Here is a 22179-nt window from a genome sequence, read left to right as displayed (position 1 = left end):
CGTGGAGGAGCCGGAGTCGGATCTGGGCCGGCTTGAGGCCTACACCTACCTGACGGTTCCCGAGCGGGCCTCCTACCTGGCGATCATGCGCCTGTTCACCGCCTCGCTGATGACCGACCTGTCCGCACAGCAGGTAGTCGAGGAACTGGCCACCGAGAACCACGACATCACACTCGACGTCGCGGTGGCCCGGCTGAACCGGCTCGTCGGCTGGGGCAATCTGCTGCCGAGCTCGCACACCGTCCGGGTGAAGAGCATCGAGGAGTACCAGCGCACCCGGTCGCGCTATCAGCTGTCGGCGCTGGGTGAGCGGGTGCAAAGGCAGGCCGACGAGGTGCTGTCCAGCGCCGACGCCGCCCGGGAGATCAGCCGGGAACTGCTCGGCCTGATCAGTCAGGGCCTCGACGACCTGGCCGTCCGGCTCGAACAGCCCGGCGGCGCCGACGCGGGCACCGCCCGGGAGACCGTCGCGACGGTGTTCGCCCAGTTCTGGACGTTCCGTGATTCGGTGCGTGACTTCTACGCCTTCCTCGGCCAGGTGCTGGCCCGCTACGACCTGGACAGCGCCGAATACACCGGTTTCAAGGAACTGCTGCTGGACTACGTCGAGTCGATCACCGAAGAGATCGTGCTGCTGTCCCCGCGTATCGAACGGCACCTGGACCGGCTGTGGCCGCACCTGCCGGCGCTGGTGACGGTGCTGCGCGAGGGCGGACTCGCCGGGGCGGCCGCCGGGCTCGGTGTCACGGTGCAGCACAGCCGGGGCCACGACCTCGCCGACTGGGTCGGGTTGCGGGCGTGGTTCAGTGACGTCGACGGCCAGCGCAGTGAGGTCACCCAGCTGCGCGACGCCACCATGCGGGCCCTGCAGTCGCTGTTGGCGAACGCCAAACGGATGATCCGGTCCGGCGGTCAGGGCACGTCCCGGCGGCGGGAGCTGTTGCGGCTGGCCGCCTGGCTGGACGCGGCCGACGAGGACACCGCCGCCGATCTGTTCACCGCCGCGTACGGCCTGTATCCGGCCCGGCATCTCGGTCTCGCCGCCGACGCGCAGCTGGTGGTCCCGGCGACGACGAGCTGGTGGCCGGAACCCGCCGTCGAGGTGCCGGTCTCGTTGCGGGAACGGGGTGTCCGGGCGGCTCGCGGCCGGGTCTCCGGGGTCGCGGACCGCAGCGCCCAGCAGCGGGCACTTATCGAGCGGGCCGCGGCCGTGCAGGCGGCCCGGGCCGCGGCGGCAGCCGAACTGCTGTCCGCGGCGACCGACCTGAGTGCGGTGCGACTGTCCGAACCGGCGATCCAGCTGCTGCTGGAGTTGATGGCGCAGGCGCTCGGTTCCGGCGATCCGGCGCTCGGCACCGCGGTCACCTCGAACCTCGATCTCGGGGTGCGCTGCGAACTGATCGGCAAACCGGGCCGGGAGACGACGGTGCGTTCGGCGACCGGCGACTTCACCGCCCGCGACCTCGGCATCACGATCACCCGCCTGGAGCAAGCCGATGACTGACGGCTACAAAACGAGCCGGCCGATGGCTGACGGCTGCAAAAGCGAGCCGGCCGATGGCTGACGACCACGACATCGCGCTGGAGGCCGAACGGCGCCGGGCCATCCGGGCACTGCTGGCGGCCCCGCTGCTGCTGCCCGACGCCGACGAGTTCGCCCTGGTGAGGAGGCACGCCGAATGGCTGCGAACCTGGTTCGGCAACTTCCTCGGCTACCGCCTGGTGGTGGAGGCGGGCTTCGCGCGGCTGTTCAAACCGGGCCCCGGCCCGGGACGCGGACGGCCGCTGCAGCGCCCGTCCGGCCCGTTCACCCCACGGATGTACGCCTACCTGACCCTGACCACCGCGGTCCTGTTGACCGCCCCGGAACAGGTGCTGCTCTCCCAACTGGTCGCCGACATCCGGGCCGCCGCGGTCGAGGCCGGCATCGAACTCGGCGACGCCCAGCGCCCGGCCGAACGGCGTGCTCTCGGCGCGGCGCTACGGCAGATGGTGGCATGGTCCGGGCTGCGCGAGGAGCAGGGTTCGGTGGCCGGTTACGCCGACGACGATCAGGCCGAGGCGCTGCTGAACGTCGACCGGGACGTCGTGGCGCACCTGTTGGCCACCGCCCCGGGCCGGGCCGCGACGCCGGAGGATTTCGTGGTGCAGGCCGCCGACGCCGGGCCGGGCGGTTCCCGGCACCGGGTGCGGCGGCGACTGATCGAGGAGCCGGTGGTGTACGTGGACGAGCTGACCGCCGCCGACCGGGTGTGGTTGCGTCGGGAGCAGCGCCGTGACGAGCAGTCCTACCTGGACTATGCCGGTCTGCAGGCCGAGTTGCGGGCCGAGGGGGTGGCCCTGCTGGACCCGGACGAGACGCTCACCGACGTGACGTTCCCCGGCAGCGGCACGGTGGCGCAGGCCGCGCTGCTGACGATCGGTGAGCTGGTCGTCCGGCTGCGGCCGGAGCCCGGATCGCTGGTGGTGGGGGTGCCGGTGCCGACGGCGATGCTCGATGAGGTCGTCGCCGAACTCGCCGGGCGTCATGCCCGCCGGTGGGCCGCCCAGTACGTGCAGGACCCGGCCGTGCTGCAGGAGGCGGTCGTCGGGTTGCTGGTCAGCATGGGCCTGATGACCCGGTCGGCGGCGACGGTCGCCGACACCGAACCGGCACAGGACATCCCGGCGAGCGTGGCCGAGCGTGCCGTCGACGTCCGCGGCGCACGCGGCGACGCCCTGGACGGCACGTTGCTGCTGCTGGCCGCTGCGGCCCGCTACGCACCCGAGGAGCTGGTCCGCTGATGCACCCGTACCGCTATCGCCTGCACCGGGCCGGGATCTGCAACGTCTGGCAGTACGACGACCAGGTCTTCGACTTCGAGGACGGCCGGTTGCTGCTGCGCGGTAAGAACGGCGCCGGCAAGTCCAAGGCCCTGGAGCTGCTGCTGCCGTTCCTGCTCGACGGCGACACCAAACGCCTGGACGCGACCGGCGGTGGGCGCACCACGTTCCGCTGGCTGATGAGCGAGGGCGCCTCCGGCGTCAACCGGCAGGGTTTCCTCTGGCTGGAGCTGCGACGCGTCGACGAGCAGGGCGACGAGCATTTTCAGACCTTGGGGGCGATCGTACGGTGGTCGTCGTCGACCGCCGAGGCTCGTCTCACGTACTTCCTCACCCCGGCCCGGATCGGTGTCGACGTGCAGCTGGTCGAGGGCCGTCAGCCGGTGCCGGTCGACCGGCTCCGCGAGGTCCTCGGCGAGAACGCACTGATCACCGCGGCCCGCGACTACCGGGCGCGGGTGGGCCGGGAGGTGTTCGGCATCAACGACGCCGGCCGCTACCGCAACCTCGTGCACCTGCTCTACCGGCTGCGCCGCCCGACCATCGGCGACCGCATCGAAGCCGGCCAGCTCACCACCGAACTGGGCGAGGCGCTGCCCCCGATCGACGACGACGTTCTCGACTCGGTAGCCCACAACCTCGACGACCTGGAGACGGTCCGCGCCGACCTGGGCCGTCTCGAAGCCACCCACGGCGCCCTGTCCGACCTGATGACCGCCTACCGCGGCTATCTGCGCGGCGAGCTGCGGCGGCGGGTGCACGCCGTCGACGAGGCGCTGGCCCGGCTGCGGTCCCAGCGGCGGCAGGCCGGCCAGGCCGAACGGGAGGTCGCCGCCTCGCTGAACGCCGAGGAACAGGCCCTGGACGGGGTGCGGCACTGGGAACTTCAGTTGCGGCAGGCCGCCGCCGAGTTGCGGGCGCTGCGCGAGAGCGCCGGTTACCGGGCCGTGCAGGAGCTGGCGCAGCGGCGTCTGGCGGTGCAGGCCCTGCAGACCGCGGCCCGGTCCGCGCAGGCGGCGGCCGCCGCCGACCGCACGACCCTCGACCAGCTCGCCGAACGTGTGCGCGACGAGACCACCCGATTCGCCGTGGCCGTCGGTCAACTCCGTGACGGGCACCGCCACCTGCGGGAACTCGCCACCGAAGCGGGCCTGGACGTCGGCCATCTGGGCGCCGTCCCGGAGCTCCGGCATCGCGGTGCTCCGGACGACGCGTCGCTGGAGATCGTCCAGCACGAACTGGCCGGTGACGAGTTCGGGGCGCACCGGGCCCGGCTGGTCGCCGCCGAGGAGGCCGTCCGCAGCAGGCGGACCGCGGTCGCCGACGTCGAAAAACGACTCGTCGAGGCGGAGACGGCCGCGACCGCCGCCGTCCGCGCCGAGGACGAACGCGACCTGCTCGACGGCCAGCAGGGTGCCGCGCAGGACCGGCTCGGCCAGGTGACGGTCCACCTCGTGGCGGCTGGACGGGAGTTCGCTTCGGCCGTACAGCAATGGTCTGATCTGCTGGTCTGGGCCGACGCCGAACTGACCGCCGTGCGGGAGGCGCTGCTCACCGAGGATCCGCTGCCGGCGGAGACGCCGGACGACGTGCGTGCCGCGGCTGAGGCCGCGGCGGAGCCGCTGCGCGAGGCGGCCGAGACGCTCCGGGACACCTTGCGCGCCGCGCAACTCACAACCGATCAAGAGCTTGCGGCGGTACGGGCGGAGCACGCCGACTGGCTCTCCCGCACCGATCCCGAACCGCCCCGATCCCGGTTCCGTGCTTCCGGCACGGTCCCGCGTGCCGGCACCCCGCTGTACCGGTTGATCGACTTCGCCGGCCATCTCGGGACCGCCGATCGCGCCGGTCTGGAGGCCGCCCTGGAGTCGAGTGGCCTGCTCGACGCCCTGTTCACTCGTGACGGCACCGTGGTCGACCCGGTGAGCGGCGAGATCGTGCTGCGTCCCGGCACACCGGCACCCGGTCCCAGTCTGCGTGACGTGCTGGTGGCCGTCTCAGAGACCGAAGCGGTGAGTGCGGTGCTCGCCTCGATCGGGTGGGGTGCGGACAGTGCGGCCGGCAGCTGGGTTGCGGCCGACGGGCGGTGGCGTCTCGGGGTCGCCCACGGTGCGTGGACCAAATCGGAGGCCGAGTTCGTCGGGGCCGCCAATCGGGAGGCGCTGCGTCGCCGTACCATCGCTGATCTTGAATCTCGGATCAAGGTTTTGGCCGCCGAGTCGTCCGGGCTCGCCGAGCGGATCGCCGAGGTCGAGCAGCGGCGCCGTGACCTGGTGGCCGTGTTGCGGGCGCTGCCCGACGGCGCCGGACTGCGGGCCGCGTGGACCCGCCGGGACGAGGCGGAGGAGGCGGTGGGACGGCTGGCCCGGCAGGTCGCCGACGCCCGGCGCCGGGCCCGTGAGCTGCGCGGCGCCGCCGACGACCGCCGTGCCCACGCCGAGTCCGCAGCCGCCGCTCATCTGCTGCCCACCGACCGTTCACGGCTCGCCCTGATCGAGCAGCGGTTGCGGCAGCTCGCCGCCGACGTGCCCCGTCAGGCCCGTGACGTCGAACGGTTCACCGGTCAGCTGCGGCCCTACGAGGACCTGATCGCCCGGCACGGCACGGCTGTCGGGCAGGCCGCCCGGACCGCCGACGATGCGCAGGTCGCGGCTGACGAGCACCTGTCGGCTGAGCAGGAATTGGCCGTACTCGAACGGTCCCTGGGTGTGGAACCGGCCGAGATTCTGCGGCAGGAGAACACCGCCGAGCACCGGGTTCGCACCGCCGAGCAGGAGTTGCCGCCCGCACGCCGCGGCTATGCGGAGCGTCGCGACGACCGGGTCCGGGCGAGCGGGGCGCGTGATCTGGCTCGCGAGCGGCTGACCGAATTCGAGCAGGCCGCCCTGGAAGCCGGCACCGCGCTCCCCCGCGTGCTGACCCTGCCCGGGGTGCGGCCCGCGCTCGACCTGCCCGCCGAGTTGCCGTCCGAAGCGGCGACCGGCACCCCACCGGAACGGATCCGGCACCTCGACGGCCTGGCCGCGCAGCTGCGCGGCGCGCTCGGCAAACCGGCGCAGGATCTCGGTGAGAACGCGCTGCACCAGCGGTACACCGACGTCCGCAGTCGGCTGCCCGGCGGTTTCGACCTGATCTGGGAGGACCGTGACGGGGTGAAGGTCGTCGAGATCAGCGACGACATCGGCCGGCATCCGGTGGCCGCCGCGACCGCGCGGCTCGGCGCCGAACTGGAGCAGAAACGCGCCGCCGTCGCCGACCGGGAACGGCACGCCTTCGAACGGTTCCTGCTCGGTGAACTCGGCGACGCCCTGTCCCGGCAGATCCGCTCGGCGGAGGCCCTGGTCGCGGCCATGAACAGCACCCTCGCCGAGGTGCGCACGTCGCACGGTCTCGGTGCCCGGCTGGTGTGGGCGTTGCGCGACGACGCCGACGCCGACACCCGCGGTGCCGTCGGACTGTTGCGTACCCCGTTGGAGCTTCGGACCCGCGACAACAACGACAGGTTGCGGGAGGCGTTGGCCCGCCGGGTCGAGGACGCCCGCCGCTCCGACCCGTCCGCCGGGTACGCCGTTCACCTGCGGGCCGCCCTCGACTACCGGAGCTGGTTCGGGTTCGCGGTGAAGGTCACCGACCAGGCCCGGCCCGACCGGGAACGGACGCTGTCCGCCCGTACCGCCATGTCCCAGGGTGAACAGCGAGTGGTCTCCTACCTGGTGCTGTTCGCGGCGGCCGCCGCCCATTTCACGTCGGTCGGCGAGGTCTATCCGGCGGCGCCCCGGCTGATCCTGCTCGACGACGCGTTCGCGAAGGTCGACGAGCCGACCCACGGACGGTTGCTGGGCCTGCTCGTCGACTTGGACCTGGATGCGGTCCTGACCAGCGAACGGTTGTGGGGTTGTTTTCCGGAGGTGCCGTCGCTGGGCATCTACGAGTGCCTGCGCGACCCGACGCAGCCGGGCGTGGCGACGTTGCACTTCCGCTGGGACGGCCACCGCCGAACGGTCGAGGCCACATGATCCCGCCTGCCGTGCTCGGCTATCTCCGGTCGTCGGCTCTTCGGCCGTTGTGGGTCGCCGCGCATGCCCGGCTGGTCCGTAACGGGCGGGTCGTTCGCGGGCGACTCACCCTGACCGGCCTCGACCCGGACGAGCGTGATGCTCTCGGTCACCTGCTCGACCGGGTGGTCACCGCGAGTCAGACGGTCGATCTGACGCAGCTCGATCAGCGGCTGCGGGCGACCGCCGCGGGCACCGGCCTGCTGGACGTGGTGGAGGCGGTGATCGGCCCGGTCGCCGACCGCCGTGCTCTCGCCTCCGAAGCGCAGGAACAGCGGGCCGGCCTGCGGGACCACGCGCTCGCCGGTCTCGACGCGGCCGGGCTGTCCGGCCAGGAGTGGGCCCAACGGTGGCTGGACCAACTGTGGCGGCAGGGCCTGCCGGCACGAATGCCCGCCGATGAGGTCCGGCAGATCGTCGACCGGGCCGTCACCACGTTGGGTCTGACCGTCGGCGCGCAGGCCCGCACCTGGTCGCGGGGTGAACTCGCGCAGGCGGTCACGGGCAGCGCGCACGGCCTCGACGAAGACACCGCCCTGACCCGTCTGGTGCTGCGGGGCCTGGCCCTCGCGGTGAGTGGGTCCCCGGCCGTCCCGTCCGAGGCCGCTGAACGGCGGGCCCTGTGGGATGCCGCCGGAGTCGCCGGGGACACCGTCGCCACCACGGTCCTGACGTGTGGCCTGCGACCGGAAGGGGTCCCCTGGCTGCACGACCGCGCCGACCGGGGCGAGGAGACCCACTTCACGTTGCGCGAGGTCCGCCGCCTCGCGCCGCTGCGCCTGTCGTCCCGGACCGTCTACGTATGTGAGAACCCGCGCGTGCTGGAGGCCGCCCTGGACAACGGCGTCCCGGTGCCGATGGTGTGCACGATGGGCAACCCGACCACCGTGACGCTGGCCCTGCTCGACGCCATCACCGCAGGCGGCCCGGTGACCTTCGCCTACCACGGCGACTTCGACTGGCCGGGCCTGGCGATCGCGGCCCGCCTCATGCGCCGCTACCCGGCCGAGCCGTGGCAGTTCACAGCCCACCACTACCGCGAGGCGGTGACCGAGGCCGCCCGCCGCGGCACACCCCACCATCCGCTCACCGGTCCCCCGGTCGACAGCCCGTGGGACCCGTCTCTGGCCGAGCAGATGCTCGAATCCGGCGTCGCCGTCCATGAGGAGGCCCTGATCGACGTCCTGCTCACCGACCTCCGAGCCGACCGTTGACAACACGAGCCCGGCCTGCCATTTTGCGTTTTTGGCGTTTGCAAAATAGGCTTCCGATTCATGGTGACGAGTGACGGAGGATTACTGACCACCGGCGCGGTAGCCGAAATCCTCGGGACGTCGCGCCAACAGGTCGTGAACCTATGCGAGAGGGGCGACCTGCCGTTCGTCATGGTCGGCAAGCACCGGCGGATCACGCGGAGCGCCGTCGAGGAGTTGCTCCACCCCCGGCCGAAGCTGACGCGCGATCAACTCAAGTCGCTGTGGCTGCATCAAGCGGTTGCCGGCCTCCTCGTGACCGACCCGGATGCCGTCCTCAGCAAGGCCGCCGAAAACCTCGACCGGCTCATGGTCCAGCACCAGGGCACCATGACCGAGATCTGGCTGACGCGCTGGCGAGAAAAGTTGCGCCAGGGCCCCGGTGCGGTTCTTAAGACTCTGACATCGGAGGATCCCGAGGCTGTGGAACTCCGGCAGAATTCCCCCTTTGCCGGAGTCCTTCCGCAGGCTCAGCGTCAGCAGGCCCTCAAGGCCTTCACTCGCAGTGGCTGGGAGTCCGCGGCGTGAACCGTCAGCAACTCGAGCACATCCTGCGTGCCGCGAGCCAGATCGCCGAAGACCCTGACGTTGTCGTGATCGGCAGCCAATCGATCCTGGGCACCATCCCCGACGATCGACTCCCCTTGGAGGCGACCGCCTCCATGGAAGTCGACGTAGCGTTCTTCAACGACCCGGACAACCGAAAGTCCGACCAGGTCGACGGGGCGATCGGCGAACTGTCGCCGTTTCACGAGATGAATGGTTACTACGCCCAGGGCGTCAGCGTCTCGACTGCGACGCTGCCAGACGGGTGGCGCGACCGCCTGGTGTTGGTCGAATCGAGGAGCACCCAGCCCGGCCGCGGCTACGCACTCGAGCCGCACGACTGCGTGGTCTCCAAACTGGTGGCCGGCCGCGAGAAGGACCACGCCTTCGCCAACGCCCTGATCGAGGCCGGCCTGATCGACCCGACGATCGTCGCCACCCGCATCGAGACCCTCGAGCTCGATCCTCGAGTCATGGAACGCCTCCGTCGCTGGATCCGCATGTATACCTCGGCTGAGTAGGAGGCGAGGAAGCCGGCGTGTTTCTGGAAGCCGCCATCGCCAGGCCCTAGCCACTCAGCCAGACCCCTCTTGAGAGTCCAGGAACGGAAGCTCGGAAAGGTGCTGACGGGGCTGCTCCCGACCGTGGAGCCACCACACCGGGCCGGCGGGCGAGAGCCCAGAGGCGGCGACATGATCACTCGCGGCGGTCGCCACCCGATCGGATGCCGGCAGGTCCGCCAGGAGTCGCTGCAGGTTGATCTCCCGGCGGACCGAGGGCAGCCAGAACAGCACCGGCCACCACCAGCGGGCGTGATCGGCGACGCGGAGGTAGTTGGTGACCTTCGCGGTGAGCACCGGCAGCGACTCGGTGCCGCGATCCATCTCCAACAGGAACGGAACCCGGCGACCCCGGTCGACCCAGATCCCGTGACCGTCGGGGCGGGGAAACGTCCGCAACGAAAACATGTCGGCGCCGTCACCCGGACGATAGAACGCGGTGGCCCGGTGGAAATCAGCCGCCGGCCGCCAGGTGTCGAGGCGGCCGCCGGAATGGACGCGTTCGTGAGCGGCCAGGTCGATGAAGAACTGGTTGGTGGCCAACAGGTGCGGCAGGTTCGCCCGGGAGGTCAGGTGCTGGCGTCGTTGCCGGGCCTGGTCCCGGCGCGGTAGCGGGTCGCCGCGCTGGGCCGCGACGATCTCGGTGCCGAGCTGGGCCAGCAGGTAATGGTAGGGGTAGGAGCCGCCTTCCCAGCGCTGCGGCCGGAAGCGGGCCAGCACGCCGAGGTCGATGAGTCGCAACAGGCGGCGCTGGCAGAACGTCAAGGATCCGAACAGCGCGGCGTCGATCTGGTCGGTGGTCAGGACACCGTGGTCGTAGAGCCAGCCGAGCAGCCGCATATCGCGGTGGGTCAGGGAGGACTGCGCCTTCAGCAGGCGCTGTTCAACACTGGCGTTCATATACGTCACTCTCTCCATGGGGAGACCCTCTCCAGGGTCTGTCGGAGCACACTCCGGTCGCGGGGAGGTGCGGGTTGACCTGCGCTGTCAGGGATTCGGTGGGGTCGGTACGGGGGTCGGCCTCAAGACCGACCCCTAAACCGGCAGCCGGACGCACGCCCGAACCACTACCCGGGCGCGCCGGTCGCGGCGAAACGGCAGAAGACATGACATTCCTTTCCGGTACGGGACCCGCGTTCCGTCTCGTCACCTCGGTGACTGAGCGACCGTGGGCGAGCGGATCGCCGGGTCGTGGGCGACCGGTTGTTCGCGGATCAACCTGACAAGTGCTGACACTCGCGCGTTCGACATGGCGTGGCCCTGACCGCGCAGCACTTCGGCCAGCGCCTCCCGGGACAGCGGGCGTCCCTGGTCGGCGAGGCGGTCGGCGGCGTCTCGGGCGGCCGGGAGCATGGCCCGGACGTCCGGGTCGGTGTCCGTCCCGGCCGGCGTCGGCTTGTCCGGCCGTCCGGGACCGTCCCGGACGATTCCCGTTGCGCTCCGTCGTTCGTCCCGGACGGCCCTCGGTTCGTCCCGGCCGTCCCCTGGTCCGGCCCGGCCCGCCCATCTGTCTCCCATCCCGTCCCGGACGGCTTTGTCCCCGGTCCCTTCGTCCCGGACCGCAGTCCTGTTACCCGTCCGCTCGTCCCGGACCGCGGTCCTGTTTCCGGTCCCCTCGTCCCGGACCGCGGTCCCGTTTCCGGTCCCCTCGTCCCGGACGGTGCCGTTCTCGGCCGGGGTGTCCCGGGCGGTGGTGTTGCTCTGCGCTGGGCCGCTCTCGGTGCGGCCGAGCGCGATCTTGACCATGGCCAGGAAGCCTGCCGCCGGGAGGGCGGCCGCGATCCAGCCGATGATCGACGGTTCGGCTTCCACGACCTGCGCGCCCAGCGACAGCACCACCGCGACGACCAGCACCACCGCCGGGAACGACAGATGGGCGCCGATGCGTTTGCGGCGCCGTAGTTCGAGGCCGCCGGCTATCGACATGAGTTCGAGCACGACAGCGTCGGCCCAGGCCAGCCAGCCCGGTTGGCCGTGTGCGGCGGCGACGTCGTGCACGTGGGTGAATGATGCGGCGCCTGCGGCCGCGCCGATCGCCAGCATGATGACGATCTGAACGAAGCCCTCGACCCGGGCGGCGCTGCTGTCCGTACGGCGTGAGGTGTTGGTCAAAGGCGGCTCCTGTCAGGTGTTGTCAGTCGGCTTTCGCCTGCTGACAGGTGCTGGTGACAGGTGCGGCGGGTAGCCTGCACTCCCGAATCAGCACGACGGCGATCGATATTCATGGCAATCTCCCTAGCGTTGAGCCGTTCGGCCCTGACAGGACCTGACACCGCTGCCGGCTCGCTACCTGACGAAGGGGATGGCCCGGCGCCGGTCTGGACACGGCATCGCAGAAATTCTTGGAAATCACCGGAGGTGAGGTTGGCGGTCCAGGCGAACAGGGCTTCGGCAACCCCTGGCCTGATCACCTTTGAGGGGACTCCACTCGCCCTACTCGGAAGCGGAGACGGGCCGCTGTTCGACTGGTTCCTCGATCGGTACGCGCAGCTCGACTGGGCCATTCCGGCCGGCTCCCTCGGTCCGGGCCTGCCGCCCCGGCTGATGCGGCCCCGTCAACTGGAGCGGTTCCTACTGGAGGAGGCCGACTATCCGCAGCGGGATCAGATCTGGGCGGCGGTCATCACCGGCGCCCGCCGAACTGCCGGCGCCGAGCCGTACCGTGTGCTGGCTCTCGGTCTCGCCGCTCGCGGCCTTCGGGGTTTCCGTGATCGTCTCCCGGTGCGCCATCGCGGTGAACTCGCCGACGTCGATCAGGACCTGGCGTTCGGTTTCCTGCGCCGGCTGGAGTCGATCGACGTCGGCACCACCAACCTGGGCATGAAACTGATCGACAGCGGCATCACCCACGCCAGGAGCTGCCGACGCCGCATCCGGGTCCAGCCGCTCACAGTGGCAGTCGAGCCCTCATCGACCGCGTCGCAGCCGGCCGACGTCCACGTCTTGTTCCGCACCTTGATCGTCGAACTCGCGGATGCCGGCACACCGTTGACGGACCAGGACGTGACCCTCCTGGCGGTGACGGGCCTGGACGGGCTCAGCGTGAAGGAAGCCGCCAAACGCCTCGGCATCGGCGAGCAGGCCGCCTACAAACGGCGACAACGAGCCGAAGCCCGCATCCGCCGCCACCTCGCGACCAGGAGCTAACGATCCCGGTGCCACGGTAGCGGCGGCGGAGGCGGAAGCGTCGACTCGTCGAACGGTTCAGCGCCTTGCCCGACGGCGATCAGTTCGGAGATCAGCGCCGACAGCTCGGCCTGCCAACCCGGATCCCGGTCGATGCGCAGCACCCCACGGATCCGGTCCGACAGCGCCAGCACCGGCCCCCCGGACCTCCCCACGACGCTGAAGTCCGGCCCGGTCACGAGTACCACGGTCCCGGCGACTCCGCTGTGCACCGACACCTCCTCGGGGAACGGCCCCGACCGGGAGATGTCCCACAACACGACGACGAGGTCGGCGAGCTCGATCTCGTCCTCGACGAACGCGACGTAGGAGGTGGTCGCCCCACGAGAACGAACCGGCCACGCCGAGGCCGTCATGTTCCGCATCTCCGCGGCAAGCACCTCGGCCAGAGCACGACGATCCGCGGGAGACGGCATCGCCCTACCGGCCCGTCCGTCGCCCGTCCTGTCTGCCACATCGACCAGCGTGCCATTGTTCGTCACACGCCGACAGGCCGAGGGCCGCACACCGGATCTCTACGAACTCCCTGGTTCAGGCTGCCGCGATGGAAATTCGGTTCATCCGTCGCTGGACTGGCGCGCCGCAACCCGGGTGACGACCAGCCCCCCGCATGCGTCGCCGACGGCCAGCACCATGCCGAACACTCCCGCCGCGGCAACACCCACGACGAGCGCGAGGACCAACAGCGCGATGACGACCGCGCCCACCCGCAGCCAGGTCAATTCGCAGGTGGCACGAGCCAGACCACGACCGTGGCCGCCGCGTAACAGGGCAATCATCGCGAGCAGGCCGATGACAGCGCCGACAGCGCCGGATACCCCCATCACGATGAATGGCCCAGCCTCCGCAGCCGTAAAGGCACCGTCTTGGTACGCCTCCCACGCCAGCGCGCCGAGCGCAGCAAGCATCCCATCGGCTAGCGCCGCCACGATGCCCAAGACAGCGAGCAGCGTATTGCCACTGTGGTTGGTCGACGTCGCCGTCACGCTGGATGACATTACTGCCGCCCCAGCGTGCAGCCGATACACCCAAAGGTGGGTACTGATTGGGCGGCACCGGCGACGGAGCCACCGACCGGAGCTATTCCTTCTCGTCCTCGTGAACCCGATTGGGTCGGTTCGCTGCCCACAGCCGCACGTCGGACGTCCGCCAGATCCGTCCGACAGACAGATGAGCGAGAGGTGCGGGAAAGTCAGGGCGCTCAACGAGCACAGCGACGCGCTGGCGTGTCACGCCGAGATAGTCGGCGATCTCTGCGGCTGCCATGACCTCTTCCATGGACGCCGACCCTCTGACCGTAGATGTTGGCTACCTGACAACTGGGGGGTTGTCTACTAGACAACCATGTGGCATCGTCGATAGGCACTCAGGTGATTCCGTATCTGCCGGGCCCGGCACGACAGCGGGCTCGTGCGGGCAAACCCCGAGGGGAGCACGTGATGATCGCCCACACCGACGACCCGATCCGCGACGTGGCCGAGCAGGTCGCCGACAACCTTTCACACCGAGGTTATGCCTTCGTCGAGGACGACAAGGTCGAATCACTCGCCGCGACGCTGCGAGCCTTTCTGCAGGCAGCCGGGATCCCACTCAATGCCGCCGGAGAGACCGAACCCGTCGTGTCGGCGACACTCTGACCCACGACATACACCAGCGACGTCGTCGACCGCCAGCAACTGGTGCGTTTCCTGGCCGATATCGGCAAGGACGAGGTCGCACACGACATCGTCGCCCGGGCCGAAGCCACCTACGGCGTGGCCGCACACGACTACGTCCTCTCCGGCAGACAGAACCCGGACGCCGACCTGCACGCCAATCTGGACGCGATGAAGGTCATCTCGCACAACTACGGTGGTGTGATGGGTGCTCTCGACATGGGGCCACCGGGGCAAAGATCGAAACCAGCGCGCAACTGACGAGCAGGCCAACTCTAGCGTCAAGACCCGGTACAAGGTCGTCGGCCCTCTGGTCGAGGGCGCCGTGGGCGCGGTGACCTCGAAGGTTCCCGGAGCCGGTGATCTGCTCAACGGTTACGTCGGCCATGCTCTGGATGCTCTTGAGGAGTGGGGAAGACCGACAGCAGCGGCCAAACCCGTTACGAGGTCGGTGAGGTGCTGGGCGCTGGTCGCACCGCGGCGGGCTCGCAACAGCGGTGCAGAGCTTCTTCGAATCGGTCGGCATCCCGACGAACAGTGGTGGCGACATTCATCGGACTGCGTGACCATGCCTACGCAGCCGTCCCGAAAGCGGATGCACCCTACTCGACCGTCACTTTCGATGGACGCTGCTGAACCTGCCGGCCGTCGGAGTGGTAAAGCTCGGTCATGATGAGGAACCGCGTTGCCGCCCCGGCGGTTCTCGCCTTGTCGGTGCTCGTGACACCGGTGCCGGATCCCGCATGGGGTGCGGAAACCGCGCCGACGCTGGTCGCCGGTACGGGTCCGGCAGCGTTCAGCGGTGATGGCGGCCCGGCTGTTCAAGCGCGACTGAACAGGCCGCTGGGCGCCGCGGTCGCCACCGACGGGACGATTTACTTGGCGGACAGTCTCAACCGTCGGGTGCGGGCCGTGGCAACTGACGGCACCATCCATACGGTCGCGGGCAACGGAGAGAAGATCGCTGAGGCGGGGACGGTCCTCGCCGGCACGAAGGGAACTGACGTCGCCCTCGGAGCTCCTAATGCGGTGGCTGTCAGCCCGGACGGCACCGTGTTCATCGCCGACAGCCTGGCTTCCCGGGTGTACGCGCTGTCTGCCGACGGCACCATCGAGGTACGGGTGACCGCCGAGCTGCTCGGTGGGCCGATCGCCACGATCAACGCTTTGGCGGTGTCGCCCTCCGGCTCCCTTTTCCTTGCTGACCGGGAGAACAGCCGCATCGTCGAGATCCCCGCGGAGGCCGGTGCTCGTCCGGTATCGACGTCCGTGCCGCTACCGACCGGGCTGGCCGCCGACGCCGTCGGCGGCGTCTGGATCTCCAGCGCGACCTCCCAGCTGAGTCGCCTCCAGGCGGGAGGAGTGGCGACGATCGTCGGCTCATCCGACGGCGGTTGGACAGCAGACGACAGGCGTCCGACCGCGTCACCGTTCAACGCCACCGCGGTGAGCGCTGGCGGGAACGGCGTCTACATCGTCGACAACCTGCACCGGAGGGTCCTCCAGCTCGTCCCGGACGGGAGGGTGAGCACTGCGGCCGACCTACCCGTGGATCCTTTCGGCACCCACGACCCGGTGGGACTGGCCACGAGTGTCACCGCTGGAGGCCCGCTCTACCTGGTCGACACCGTGGGCAGCCGGATCTTCTCGATCCCCGCGGCAGCCGCGGGCGATATCGACCCGGCAGAGCCGGTCTGGCCCTGGATCGCGGGCGGCGCGGTGGCCGTACCCCTTGTCGTATTGTTCCTGGTTATCCACCGCCGACAGCGGACCGGAGGCCGTGGTCAGGTCGATGCCGGCAGTGCGTAACCGAGGGTTGCCAAGGCCCGGCGGAATGCCGGCTCCATGTCCAGCGGTACGGCGAGGTGCCGCTCGCCGATCAGCGTGCACAGGCTGCGCAGCCCTCGATCGTGGCTGATCAGTTTGGCCAGCGCGGCATCCGCGCACTCCACCAGGCGCACCTGCCCGAGGTCGGTGAGCCGCGACGCCCGTTCGACGACCTCGTCCAGCAGTGCGGTGAGGGTGCCGGGCAGTTCCGCCTGCGCGGCCCGGGCCCGCAGGAAGTCCCCGAAGTCCCCAGGCCGGCGGCCCGCGGCGGCGGCCTCCAGCAGGCTCTCCCGGCTCACCGTCCAGACGTGATCACCGGTACGGCGGGTGTAGCTCTCCAGCACCAGCAGGTCGGCCGGGCCGGGCCGGCCGACGGTGACGACGTCCAGGTTCGGTAGGACCTTCAAGGTCCGTTCCGGCGCCTCCGGCTCAGGCGGTACGTACGACCGGCTGATCCCGAGCACATAGGCACCGAGGTCGTTCAGCCGGATGGCCCGCAGCCCGTCATACCGGCTGAGCGCGCCCAGATAGTCGGCACCCCAGTTGCCGCGATAGTCGTCGCGAGCCCCGGTCGGCTCGTCGTAGGCGATGTCGATCAGCCCGAGCGTCGCCGCGTATTCGAACAGCAGCGCGAGCGTGTAACGCCCTTCGAGGATCTCCCACTCGCCGAACCCGGCATACCCGAGGCTGCCGTACTGCGGATCCTCCAGGTAGAGCTTCCACAGTGCCGACTCACTCCGCGCCACCCGCGGCGACCAGGCCGTCATCTTCATCTGTTGGAAGAGATCGTCGACGCCGATCCAACCGCCGACCGGCTGACCGGCGAGCGCCTCGGACACCTTCTGGTGCCGGGCCTTCGGCGCGGTCAGCACGTTGGCGGTGCGCTGGCCCTTGATGTTCTCGACCCGGCTGAACTCGTCGATCAGGCCCTTGGTCAGCCACGCCCGCCACAGCGCTCGCACCGCGCCGGCCGCCGGTTTACCGAGGGCGGCCCGGCCGTTGGCGGTCAGCCGCAGTCTCCCGCCGGAGATCTCGGCGAGGCCACCCGCCTGAACGAGCAGCGGCCACGCGAACGCGGCGATCGGCTCGTCACGGTAGAAGTCACCGGCCGCCAGCACCGCGGCGACCTCGACGACCGTCGCCGCCGCGGGCCGTCGCGTGGTCGAACTGCACTTCAGCCGCCCCGAGTCGCACAGCCGCAGCACGGCGTGCAGATCGGCGACCGCATACCGTTCGGTCCGGCGGACAGTTGAGGACTCGGGTGGTTGTTCCGCCGCGCCTGGCATCGCAACAGGTTAGTGGTCCATGAAGGAGAGCCGGGCCCCTGAGGGCCCGGCTCCACGATCGGGTCAGATTCGGATCAAGGGCCGGTGACCAGGTACGCGACCTGGCTGCCACTGTTCACCGTGGCGCCCGTGTTGTTGATGATGCGGTTGATCGTGCCGGTTCCACCCAGAGATACGGTGACCATGCTGTTGAAGCGAACACCGGCCTTGTTCGGCACCTCGAACGCCCGCTCGTTGACCACCGACGGGTTGACGTTGAAGTACGCGTACGAGCCGAGCCCGTAGGCCTGGTGGTTGTTGACCGCGTCGGCGACCTTGTAAGCCGCGTACCCGCGGGTCGAGCCGTTCATGTAGGCGGCCTGGTTCGGCGGGTCGTACGGCATCTCGTTCTGGTAGAAGTACGTGCGGCCGTTCTCGCCGTTCCAGATGGTCTGGTACTTCTGGTAGTGCTCGACGAACAGGCCGTAGAAGGTCATGTCGTCGCCGTTGACGATCAGGCCGGTGTCGGCGGTGTTGATGTTCCAGCCGACGGTTCCGTTGTTGCCGTGGTCGGCGCGCCAGATCCAGGTGTGGTCGCCGATCACGTCGTCGCTGTTGACCTGCAGGCTGACGGTGGCCTTACCGGCGATCGAGCCGCCGATTCGGAAGAACACGTCGTGCAGCGAGGTCGGGTTGGCCGAGTGGTCGGTGGACGAACCGGTCGGGCCGACCTCCATCAGCAGCGGCGAGTTGGTGGTACCGGCGTCGAACATGATGCCCGCGACCTTCACCCCGTCGACGTCGGCGACGCGCATCGGGACGATGCCGTTCTGCGGTACGAACGTGGCCAGCCCCAGACCCAGCACGACGGTGTCGGCGCGGGTGACGTTGATGGTCTGGTTGATGTTGTACGTGCCCGGCGTGACCAGCAGGTTGTTGCCGGCGGCGAGCGCGGCGTTGATGTTGGCGGCGGTGTCACCGGGCCGGACGATGTAGAACCGGCTCAGCGACATCGACTCACCGGCGGGGCTGCCACTGGCCCAGGTGATCCCGGACGTGTTACGCCGCAGCGCGGGCACGAAGACGCGGTATGCGCCGGCACTGTCAACATAGAGGTACGGCTTCTCCCGTACCACCGGAGCCTGTCCGATGTTGGTGTAGGGCGGATTGGGGAAGCTGGTGGCCGGAGCGCCCTGCACCCCGACGAACACCTGGTTCCAGTTGCGGCCGGTCCACGAACCGATCTGCGAGTTACGGGTGATCCACTGCTGCTGGGTGCCGGAGTCGATCTGCCCGTCGATCTTGGTGTCGGAGATCCAACCGCCCGACGACCAGCCGCCGTCGGAGAGCGCCAGATTCCCACGGACATGCATGCGGCGGTACGGGGCGGCCTGCGACACCGACCAGCGGTCCTGTCCACCCGTCGGATTGACGGCCAAACCCTCCGCCGAGCGCCAGAAGTTCTGCGTGGCGTTCTGGGAACCGTCCGGCCACCAGTCGGCCTCGACGTGCACCCGACCGTTGATGGTGGTCTGGCCGGGGACCAGTCCGAGGCCGGCGACCTGGGTGAAGAAGCCGACGTTGGCGTCGACGTTGTAGGTGCCGGGCTTGAACAGCAGCGCGTACCGCTGGGAGCCGAACTGGTTGGTGACCTGCTGGTTGAAGACCGTGTTCAGACGGTTCTGGATGGTCGACGCCGCCATCGACGGGTCGAAGACCGACACGTTCGGGCCCAGGTCGGGGTTGGTCACCGGGGTGTCGGTCGGCGGGTTCGTGGGCGGGGTGGTGGGCGGCGTGGTCGTACCTCCGGAAAGCGTCCAGCGCTGGTTGGCCGAGCCGGCGCACGCCCAGATCTGCAGGCGGGAGCCGTCGGCGGTGCCGTTGTTCTGCACGTCGAGGCACTTGCCGCTGGCCTGGTTGACGAGCGCGCCGGAGGAGTTGAGCGACCACTTCTGTGTGTTGACACTGTCGTAGCAGGTCCACAGATGCGTGAGCGAACCGTCGGCGGTGCCGTTGTCAGCGACATCAAGGCACTTGCCCTGGGCCTGGACCTGGCCGTTGTCGGCGAGCGTCCAGCGCTGGCTGGTGACCGTGCTGTAGCAGGTCCAGATGTGGATGGCGGCACCGTCGGCGGTGGAGCCGTTGGCGACGTCGAGGCACTTGCCGCTGCCGGCGCCGACGAGGGATCCGGCGCTGGCGGCCGACGCGCTGGTGATGCCGAGGATGCCGAGGCCGGTGACGACGGCGGCGGTGGTGGCGACGGTGAGGAGTCGTCGCCTGATTGACGGGATGCCGGTCAAGGGCATGGGGAACTCCCTGTGTGGACAACGGAACGCCGCGGACGTCCTGCCCAGCCGACGTAACGCAGATGGAACACTCGCGGCTTATACATGTCAATGCAGCTCTGTCATCGCCAGGACATATGCGCTGGTCGAAACCGGTTCCGGATCTGTTACATTGTTACATTCAGATATGGAACGCCGGACGGGGTCCTTCGTTGAAAAAGCGCGCGACGGTACGGCAGATCGCCGCCGAGACCAGCCTGTCCATCGCCACCGTGTCCCGGGTGCTCAACGGCCAGGACAACGTCGCAGCGCGTACGCGTGAGCTGGTCCTGCATGCCGCCCGGCGGCTGGGGCACGACGGGTTGCTCGTGTCGCGGGCGCCGGTCGGCGGGGTGTTCGTGCGGTGCCCGTACCTGCTGGACGACTACTTCGGGCCGATGGTGTCGTCGATCGTGGAGACCATCGAGCTGCACGGGATGGGTGCGGTGGTCAACGCGGGGACGGCCGCCCGACGTCCGGGCATGCTGACCGGGCTGCCCCGTACCGCTGGGATCGCCGGTGGGATCTTGATCTTGCCGCCGGAGTCGCCGGAGGAGCTGGCGCGGCTGCGTGATCAGGGATTTCGGTTCGTCGTCCTCGATCCGCGAACCAGTCCGCCGCGCGACATCGTCGCCGTGTCCAGTGCGCATGTGACCGGGGCTCGGTTGCTGATGGCGCACCTTGTCGAGCTCGGGCATCGGCAGGTCGGGATCATCGCCGGGCCCAAGGAGTGGCTGGTCACGACGTCGCGGATGGCGGGATATGTGGCGGCGCTCGCCGATGCGGGGGTGCTGCCGTCGCCGGAGCGGATCCGGTTCGTCAACGAGCCGAGCATGGCGAACGGGTATCGGGCCGCAGGTGAACTGCTCGATCGGCCGGAGCGGCCGACGGCGCTGGCCTGTTTCAACGACAAGACCGCGGTGGGTGCGTTGCGGGCGGCCCGGGAGCGGGGGCTGCGGGTGCCGGAGGATCTGTCGATCGGCGGTTTCGACGACGCCGACATCGGCCAGGCCACCGACCCGATGCTGACGACGGTGCACCAGCCTCTGGCCGAGATGGGCCGGATGGCGGTGACGATGCTGGTCCGTACGCTGAAGGGCCACGATCTGGATGCCCGCCACGTCGAGCTGGGCACCGATCTGGTGGTACGCGGCTCGACCGGCCGAGTTACAGAAGTATAGTTCCGGGAACTATACTTCTGTAACTATGGAGAAGCCGCCCAACATCTTCGGCCGTAACCGCGAATGGGATGGTCTCGTCTCCTTCGCCACAATGCCGCTCGCGGCAACCCAGAGCGCCGCGGCGCTGGGAGTGGTGAGCGGCCGGCGGCGCCAGGGCAAGAGCTTCCTGCTCCAGGCTATGACCGAGGCCGCCGGCGGCATGTACTTCGCGGCTACTGAAGCCACCGAGGCAGAATCACTGCGGCTGTTCTCCGAGGCACTCGCACGGCACACCCAAGAGTTCATCGCGACACCGTTCCAGGATTGGAACGAAGCCATAGCGCACATGTTCCGCAGCATCACCGGGCAGCCGAGGGCAGTCATCATCGACGAGTTCCCGTTCCTGTCCAAGGCGTCACCAGCACTGCCGTCGATCATTCAACGCGAACTCGGGCCCGGAGGCAGTGGCCGATCAAGCTCGGTAAGGCTCGTGTTGTGTGGTTCGGCGATGTCGGTCATGGGCGGCCTCCTGGCGGGCCAGGCACCGCTGCGTGGACGGGCTAGCCTCGAACTGGTCGTTCAGCCGTTCCAGCATCGGGAGGCGGCGGAGTTCTGGGGTATCACCGACCCTCGGCTGGCCGTTCTGGTGCACGCGGTCGTCGGTGGCACGCCGGCCTATCGCAAGGAGTTCACCCGGGGAAACGCTCCTGCCGCGATCGAGGACTTCGACGCCTGGGTCATCCGGACCGCGTTGAACCCGCAGACACCGTTGTTCCGGGAGGCGCGGTACCTGCTTGCCGAGGAGGCCGCGATCCGCGACCCGGCCCTGTATCACTCGGTGCTGGCGGCCATCGCGGCCGGCAACAACACCAACGGCGGGATCGCCAACTTCATCGGCCGTAAGTCCGACCAGATCACGCATCCCCTGAACGTCCTCGAGGACTGCGCGCTGATCACCCGCGAACCGGACATGTTCCGCCCGGCTCGTGCCCGCTACCGGATCGTCGAGCCGCTGATCACCTTCTACGAGGCGATAATGCGCAAGCGCTGGGCCGAGCTGGAGATCCACCGCGCCGAACAGGTCTGGACTTCAACCCGGCAGACCTTTCTCACCCAGGTCGTCGGCCCGCACTTCGAGGCCCTGTGCCGGGCGCTGGCGCTGGAGTCCGGCTATGAATTGTTTCCCGAGCAGCCGTCGGAGGTCGGATCGGGCACGGTCAACGACCCGGCGAACCGCACCCAGATCGAGATCGACGTGGTCGCACTGGCGGCCCAACACTCGAACGGCCCTCGCCGCGTCGTCTCCCTCGGCGAAGCCAAGTGGGGTGAGGTGATCGGCCAACGCCACCTCGAACGCCTGGCACGAGCCCGCGACCTGCTCCCACCGGCGGGCTACGACACCGAGGACACGGTGCTCACGCTCTACGGCGGTGCCGGCTTCACCGACGACCTGACAGCCGCCGCAGCAGCCGACGACCGAATCCTGCTCGTCGACCTCGACCGCCTGTATTCGTAGGCAGGTCCA

19 protein-coding genes are annotated in these 22179 nt (G+C 69.4%); 12 read left to right on the top strand and 7 right to left on the bottom strand.

What is annotated here, in order from left to right; genetic code table 11:
• Position 1: 1 nt before the first annotated feature.
• Genes Q0Z83_RS00665 through Q0Z83_RS00640 form a run of 6 tightly spaced genes read left to right on the top strand, consistent with a single transcriptional unit; the run spans position 2 to position 9198 of the window.
• Positions 2 to 1504: a TIGR02677 family protein gene (locus tag Q0Z83_RS00665; protein ID WP_317791781.1), complete on the top strand. Its 1503-nt coding sequence runs from the start codon at positions 2 to 4 to the stop codon at positions 1502 to 1504.
• A gap of 53 nt (positions 1505 to 1557) precedes the next feature.
• A complete protein-coding gene (locus tag Q0Z83_RS00660) occupies positions 1558 to 2784 on the top strand; it encodes a TIGR02678 family protein (protein WP_317791780.1) in 1227 nt (408 codons plus the stop codon).
• Entirely contained in the window at positions 2784 to 6839 is a 4056-nt protein-coding gene (locus tag Q0Z83_RS00655; RefSeq protein WP_317791779.1) for a TIGR02680 family protein, read from the top strand. Before Q0Z83_RS00660 ends, Q0Z83_RS00655 begins: the two co-directional genes overlap by 1 nt.
• Positions 6836 to 8092 carry a TIGR02679 family protein gene (locus tag Q0Z83_RS00650; protein WP_317791778.1) on the top strand — a complete coding sequence of 419 codons (1257 nt, stop codon included), beginning with the start codon at positions 6836 to 6838 and terminating at the stop codon, positions 8090 to 8092. The genes Q0Z83_RS00655 and Q0Z83_RS00650 overlap by 4 nt, the downstream gene beginning before the upstream one ends.
• A gap of 60 nt (positions 8093 to 8152) precedes the next feature.
• Entirely contained in the window at positions 8153 to 8659 is a 507-nt protein-coding gene (locus Q0Z83_RS00645; RefSeq protein ID WP_317791777.1) for a helix-turn-helix domain-containing protein, read from the top strand.
• Entirely contained in the window at positions 8656 to 9198 is a 543-nt protein-coding gene (locus Q0Z83_RS00640) for a DUF6036 family nucleotidyltransferase (protein ID WP_317791776.1), read from the top strand. Before Q0Z83_RS00645 ends, Q0Z83_RS00640 begins: the two co-directional genes overlap by 4 nt.
• A gap of 54 nt (positions 9199 to 9252) precedes the next feature.
• On the opposite strand, the gene Q0Z83_RS00635 is transcribed toward Q0Z83_RS00640, so the two are convergent.
• Positions 9253 to 10137 (bottom strand): replication-relaxation family protein, encoded by an 885-nt coding sequence (locus tag Q0Z83_RS00635; protein ID WP_317791775.1) that lies wholly within the window; start codon positions 10135 to 10137, stop codon positions 9253 to 9255.
• A 246-nt stretch (positions 10138 to 10383) separates the two neighbouring features.
• A complete protein-coding gene (locus Q0Z83_RS00630) occupies positions 10384 to 11280 on the bottom strand; it encodes a DUF2637 domain-containing protein (RefSeq protein WP_317797398.1) in 897 nt (298 codons plus the stop codon).
• A gap of 321 nt (positions 11281 to 11601) precedes the next feature.
• Between Q0Z83_RS00630 and Q0Z83_RS00625 the strand changes: the two genes are divergently transcribed.
• On the top strand, positions 11602 to 12384 hold the full coding sequence (locus Q0Z83_RS00625) for an ECF-type sigma factor (RefSeq protein WP_317791774.1): 783 nt from the start codon (positions 11602 to 11604) through the stop codon (positions 12382 to 12384).
• Here Q0Z83_RS00625 and Q0Z83_RS00620 read toward each other — a convergent pair.
• The 3 genes from Q0Z83_RS00620 to Q0Z83_RS00610 form a co-directional block, all read right to left on the bottom strand.
• Entirely contained in the window at positions 12381 to 12779 is a 399-nt protein-coding gene (locus tag Q0Z83_RS00620) for a hypothetical protein (RefSeq protein WP_317791773.1), read from the bottom strand. The genes Q0Z83_RS00625 and Q0Z83_RS00620 overlap by 4 nt on opposite strands.
• Positions 12780 to 12980: 201 nt before the next feature.
• Entirely contained in the window at positions 12981 to 13409 is a 429-nt protein-coding gene (locus Q0Z83_RS00615; RefSeq protein WP_317791772.1) for a hypothetical protein, read from the bottom strand.
• Positions 13410 to 13503: 94 nt separating this feature from the next.
• A complete protein-coding gene (locus tag Q0Z83_RS00610) occupies positions 13504 to 13701 on the bottom strand; it encodes a helix-turn-helix transcriptional regulator (RefSeq protein WP_317791771.1) in 198 nt (65 codons plus the stop codon).
• A gap of 161 nt (positions 13702 to 13862) precedes the next feature.
• Here Q0Z83_RS00610 and Q0Z83_RS00605 point away from each other — a divergent pair, with 161 nt between their 5' ends.
• The 3 genes from Q0Z83_RS00605 to Q0Z83_RS00595 all read left to right on the top strand — a co-directional run bounded on the left by Q0Z83_RS00605 (position 13863) and on the right by Q0Z83_RS00595 (position 15887).
• Complete coding sequence (locus Q0Z83_RS00605; protein WP_317791770.1) at positions 13863 to 14060, top strand: hypothetical protein; 198 nt, start codon at positions 13863 to 13865, stop codon at positions 14058 to 14060.
• 42 nt (positions 14061 to 14102) lie between these two features.
• On the top strand, positions 14103 to 14339 hold the full coding sequence (locus Q0Z83_RS00600) for a hypothetical protein (RefSeq protein WP_317791769.1): 237 nt from the start codon (positions 14103 to 14105) through the stop codon (positions 14337 to 14339).
• Positions 14340 to 14747: 408 nt separating this feature from the next.
• Positions 14748 to 15887 (top strand): NHL domain-containing protein, encoded by a 1140-nt coding sequence (locus tag Q0Z83_RS00595; protein WP_449701854.1) that lies wholly within the window; start codon positions 14748 to 14750, stop codon positions 15885 to 15887.
• Here Q0Z83_RS00595 and Q0Z83_RS00590 read toward each other — a convergent pair.
• Together Q0Z83_RS00590 and Q0Z83_RS00585 are read right to left on the bottom strand one after the other, a co-directional pair.
• Entirely contained in the window at positions 15863 to 17191 is a 1329-nt protein-coding gene (locus Q0Z83_RS00590; RefSeq protein WP_317791767.1) for a helicase-associated domain-containing protein, read from the bottom strand. The genes Q0Z83_RS00595 and Q0Z83_RS00590 overlap by 25 nt on opposite strands.
• 74 nt (positions 17192 to 17265) lie before the next feature.
• Positions 17266 to 19476, bottom strand: coding sequence for a ricin-type beta-trefoil lectin domain protein (locus Q0Z83_RS00585; RefSeq protein ID WP_317791766.1), 2211 nt, complete (start codon positions 19474 to 19476; stop codon positions 17266 to 17268).
• A gap of 191 nt (positions 19477 to 19667) precedes the next feature.
• Here Q0Z83_RS00585 and Q0Z83_RS00580 point away from each other — a divergent pair, with 191 nt between their 5' ends.
• Entirely contained in the window at positions 19668 to 20675 is a 1008-nt protein-coding gene (locus tag Q0Z83_RS00580; RefSeq protein ID WP_317791765.1) for a LacI family DNA-binding transcriptional regulator, read from the top strand.
• Complete coding sequence (locus Q0Z83_RS00575) at positions 20605 to 22170, top strand: AAA family ATPase (protein WP_317791764.1); 1566 nt, start codon at positions 20605 to 20607, stop codon at positions 22168 to 22170. The genes Q0Z83_RS00580 and Q0Z83_RS00575 overlap by 71 nt, the downstream gene beginning before the upstream one ends.
• Positions 22171 to 22179: the final 9 nt, after the last annotated feature.

Source organism: Actinoplanes sichuanensis (assembly GCF_033097365.1).
Classification (GTDB): Bacteria; Actinomycetota; Actinomycetes; order Mycobacteriales; family Micromonosporaceae; genus Actinoplanes; species Actinoplanes sichuanensis.
This window is presented reverse-complemented; position numbering and strand designations above follow the sequence as displayed.

What these genes read in the sequence shown, in the direction of transcription:
- Q0Z83_RS00660 (WP_317791780.1), top strand. Translation starts at nt 1,558, where the DNA reads ATGGCTGACGACCACGACATCGCGCTGGAGGCCGAACGGCGCCGGGCC.
- Q0Z83_RS00655 (WP_317791779.1), top strand. Translation starts at nt 2,784, where the DNA reads ATGCACCCGTACCGCTATCGCCTGCACCGGGCCGGGATCTGCAACGTC.
- Q0Z83_RS00650 (WP_317791778.1), top strand. Translation starts at nt 6,836, where the DNA reads ATGATCCCGCCTGCCGTGCTCGGCTATCTCCGGTCGTCGGCTCTTCGG.
- Q0Z83_RS00645 (WP_317791777.1), top strand. Translation starts at nt 8,153, where the DNA reads ATGGTGACGAGTGACGGAGGATTACTGACCACCGGCGCGGTAGCCGAA.
- Q0Z83_RS00635 (WP_317791775.1), bottom strand. Translation starts at nt 10,137, where the DNA reads ATGAACGCCAGTGTTGAACAGCGCCTGCTGAAGGCGCAGTCCTCCCTG.
- Q0Z83_RS00630 (WP_317797398.1), bottom strand. Translation starts at nt 11,280, where the DNA reads ATGCTGGCGATCGGCGCGGCCGCAGGCGCCGCATCATTCACCCACGTG.
- Q0Z83_RS00620 (WP_317791773.1), bottom strand. Translation starts at nt 12,779, where the DNA reads ATGACGGCCTCGGCGTGGCCGGTTCGTTCTCGTGGGGCGACCACCTCC.
- Q0Z83_RS00610 (WP_317791771.1), bottom strand. Translation starts at nt 13,701, where the DNA reads ATGGAAGAGGTCATGGCAGCCGCAGAGATCGCCGACTATCTCGGCGTG.
- Q0Z83_RS00605 (WP_317791770.1), top strand. Translation starts at nt 13,863, where the DNA reads ATGATCGCCCACACCGACGACCCGATCCGCGACGTGGCCGAGCAGGTC.
- Q0Z83_RS00595 (WP_449701854.1), top strand. Translation starts at nt 14,748, where the DNA reads ATGATGAGGAACCGCGTTGCCGCCCCGGCGGTTCTCGCCTTGTCGGTG.
- Q0Z83_RS00590 (WP_317791767.1), bottom strand. Translation starts at nt 17,191, where the DNA reads ATGCCAGGCGCGGCGGAACAACCACCCGAGTCCTCAACTGTCCGCCGG.
- Q0Z83_RS00585 (WP_317791766.1), bottom strand. Translation starts at nt 19,476, where the DNA reads ATGCCCTTGACCGGCATCCCGTCAATCAGGCGACGACTCCTCACCGTC.
- Q0Z83_RS00575 (WP_317791764.1), top strand. Translation starts at nt 20,605, where the DNA reads ATGCCCGCCACGTCGAGCTGGGCACCGATCTGGTGGTACGCGGCTCGA.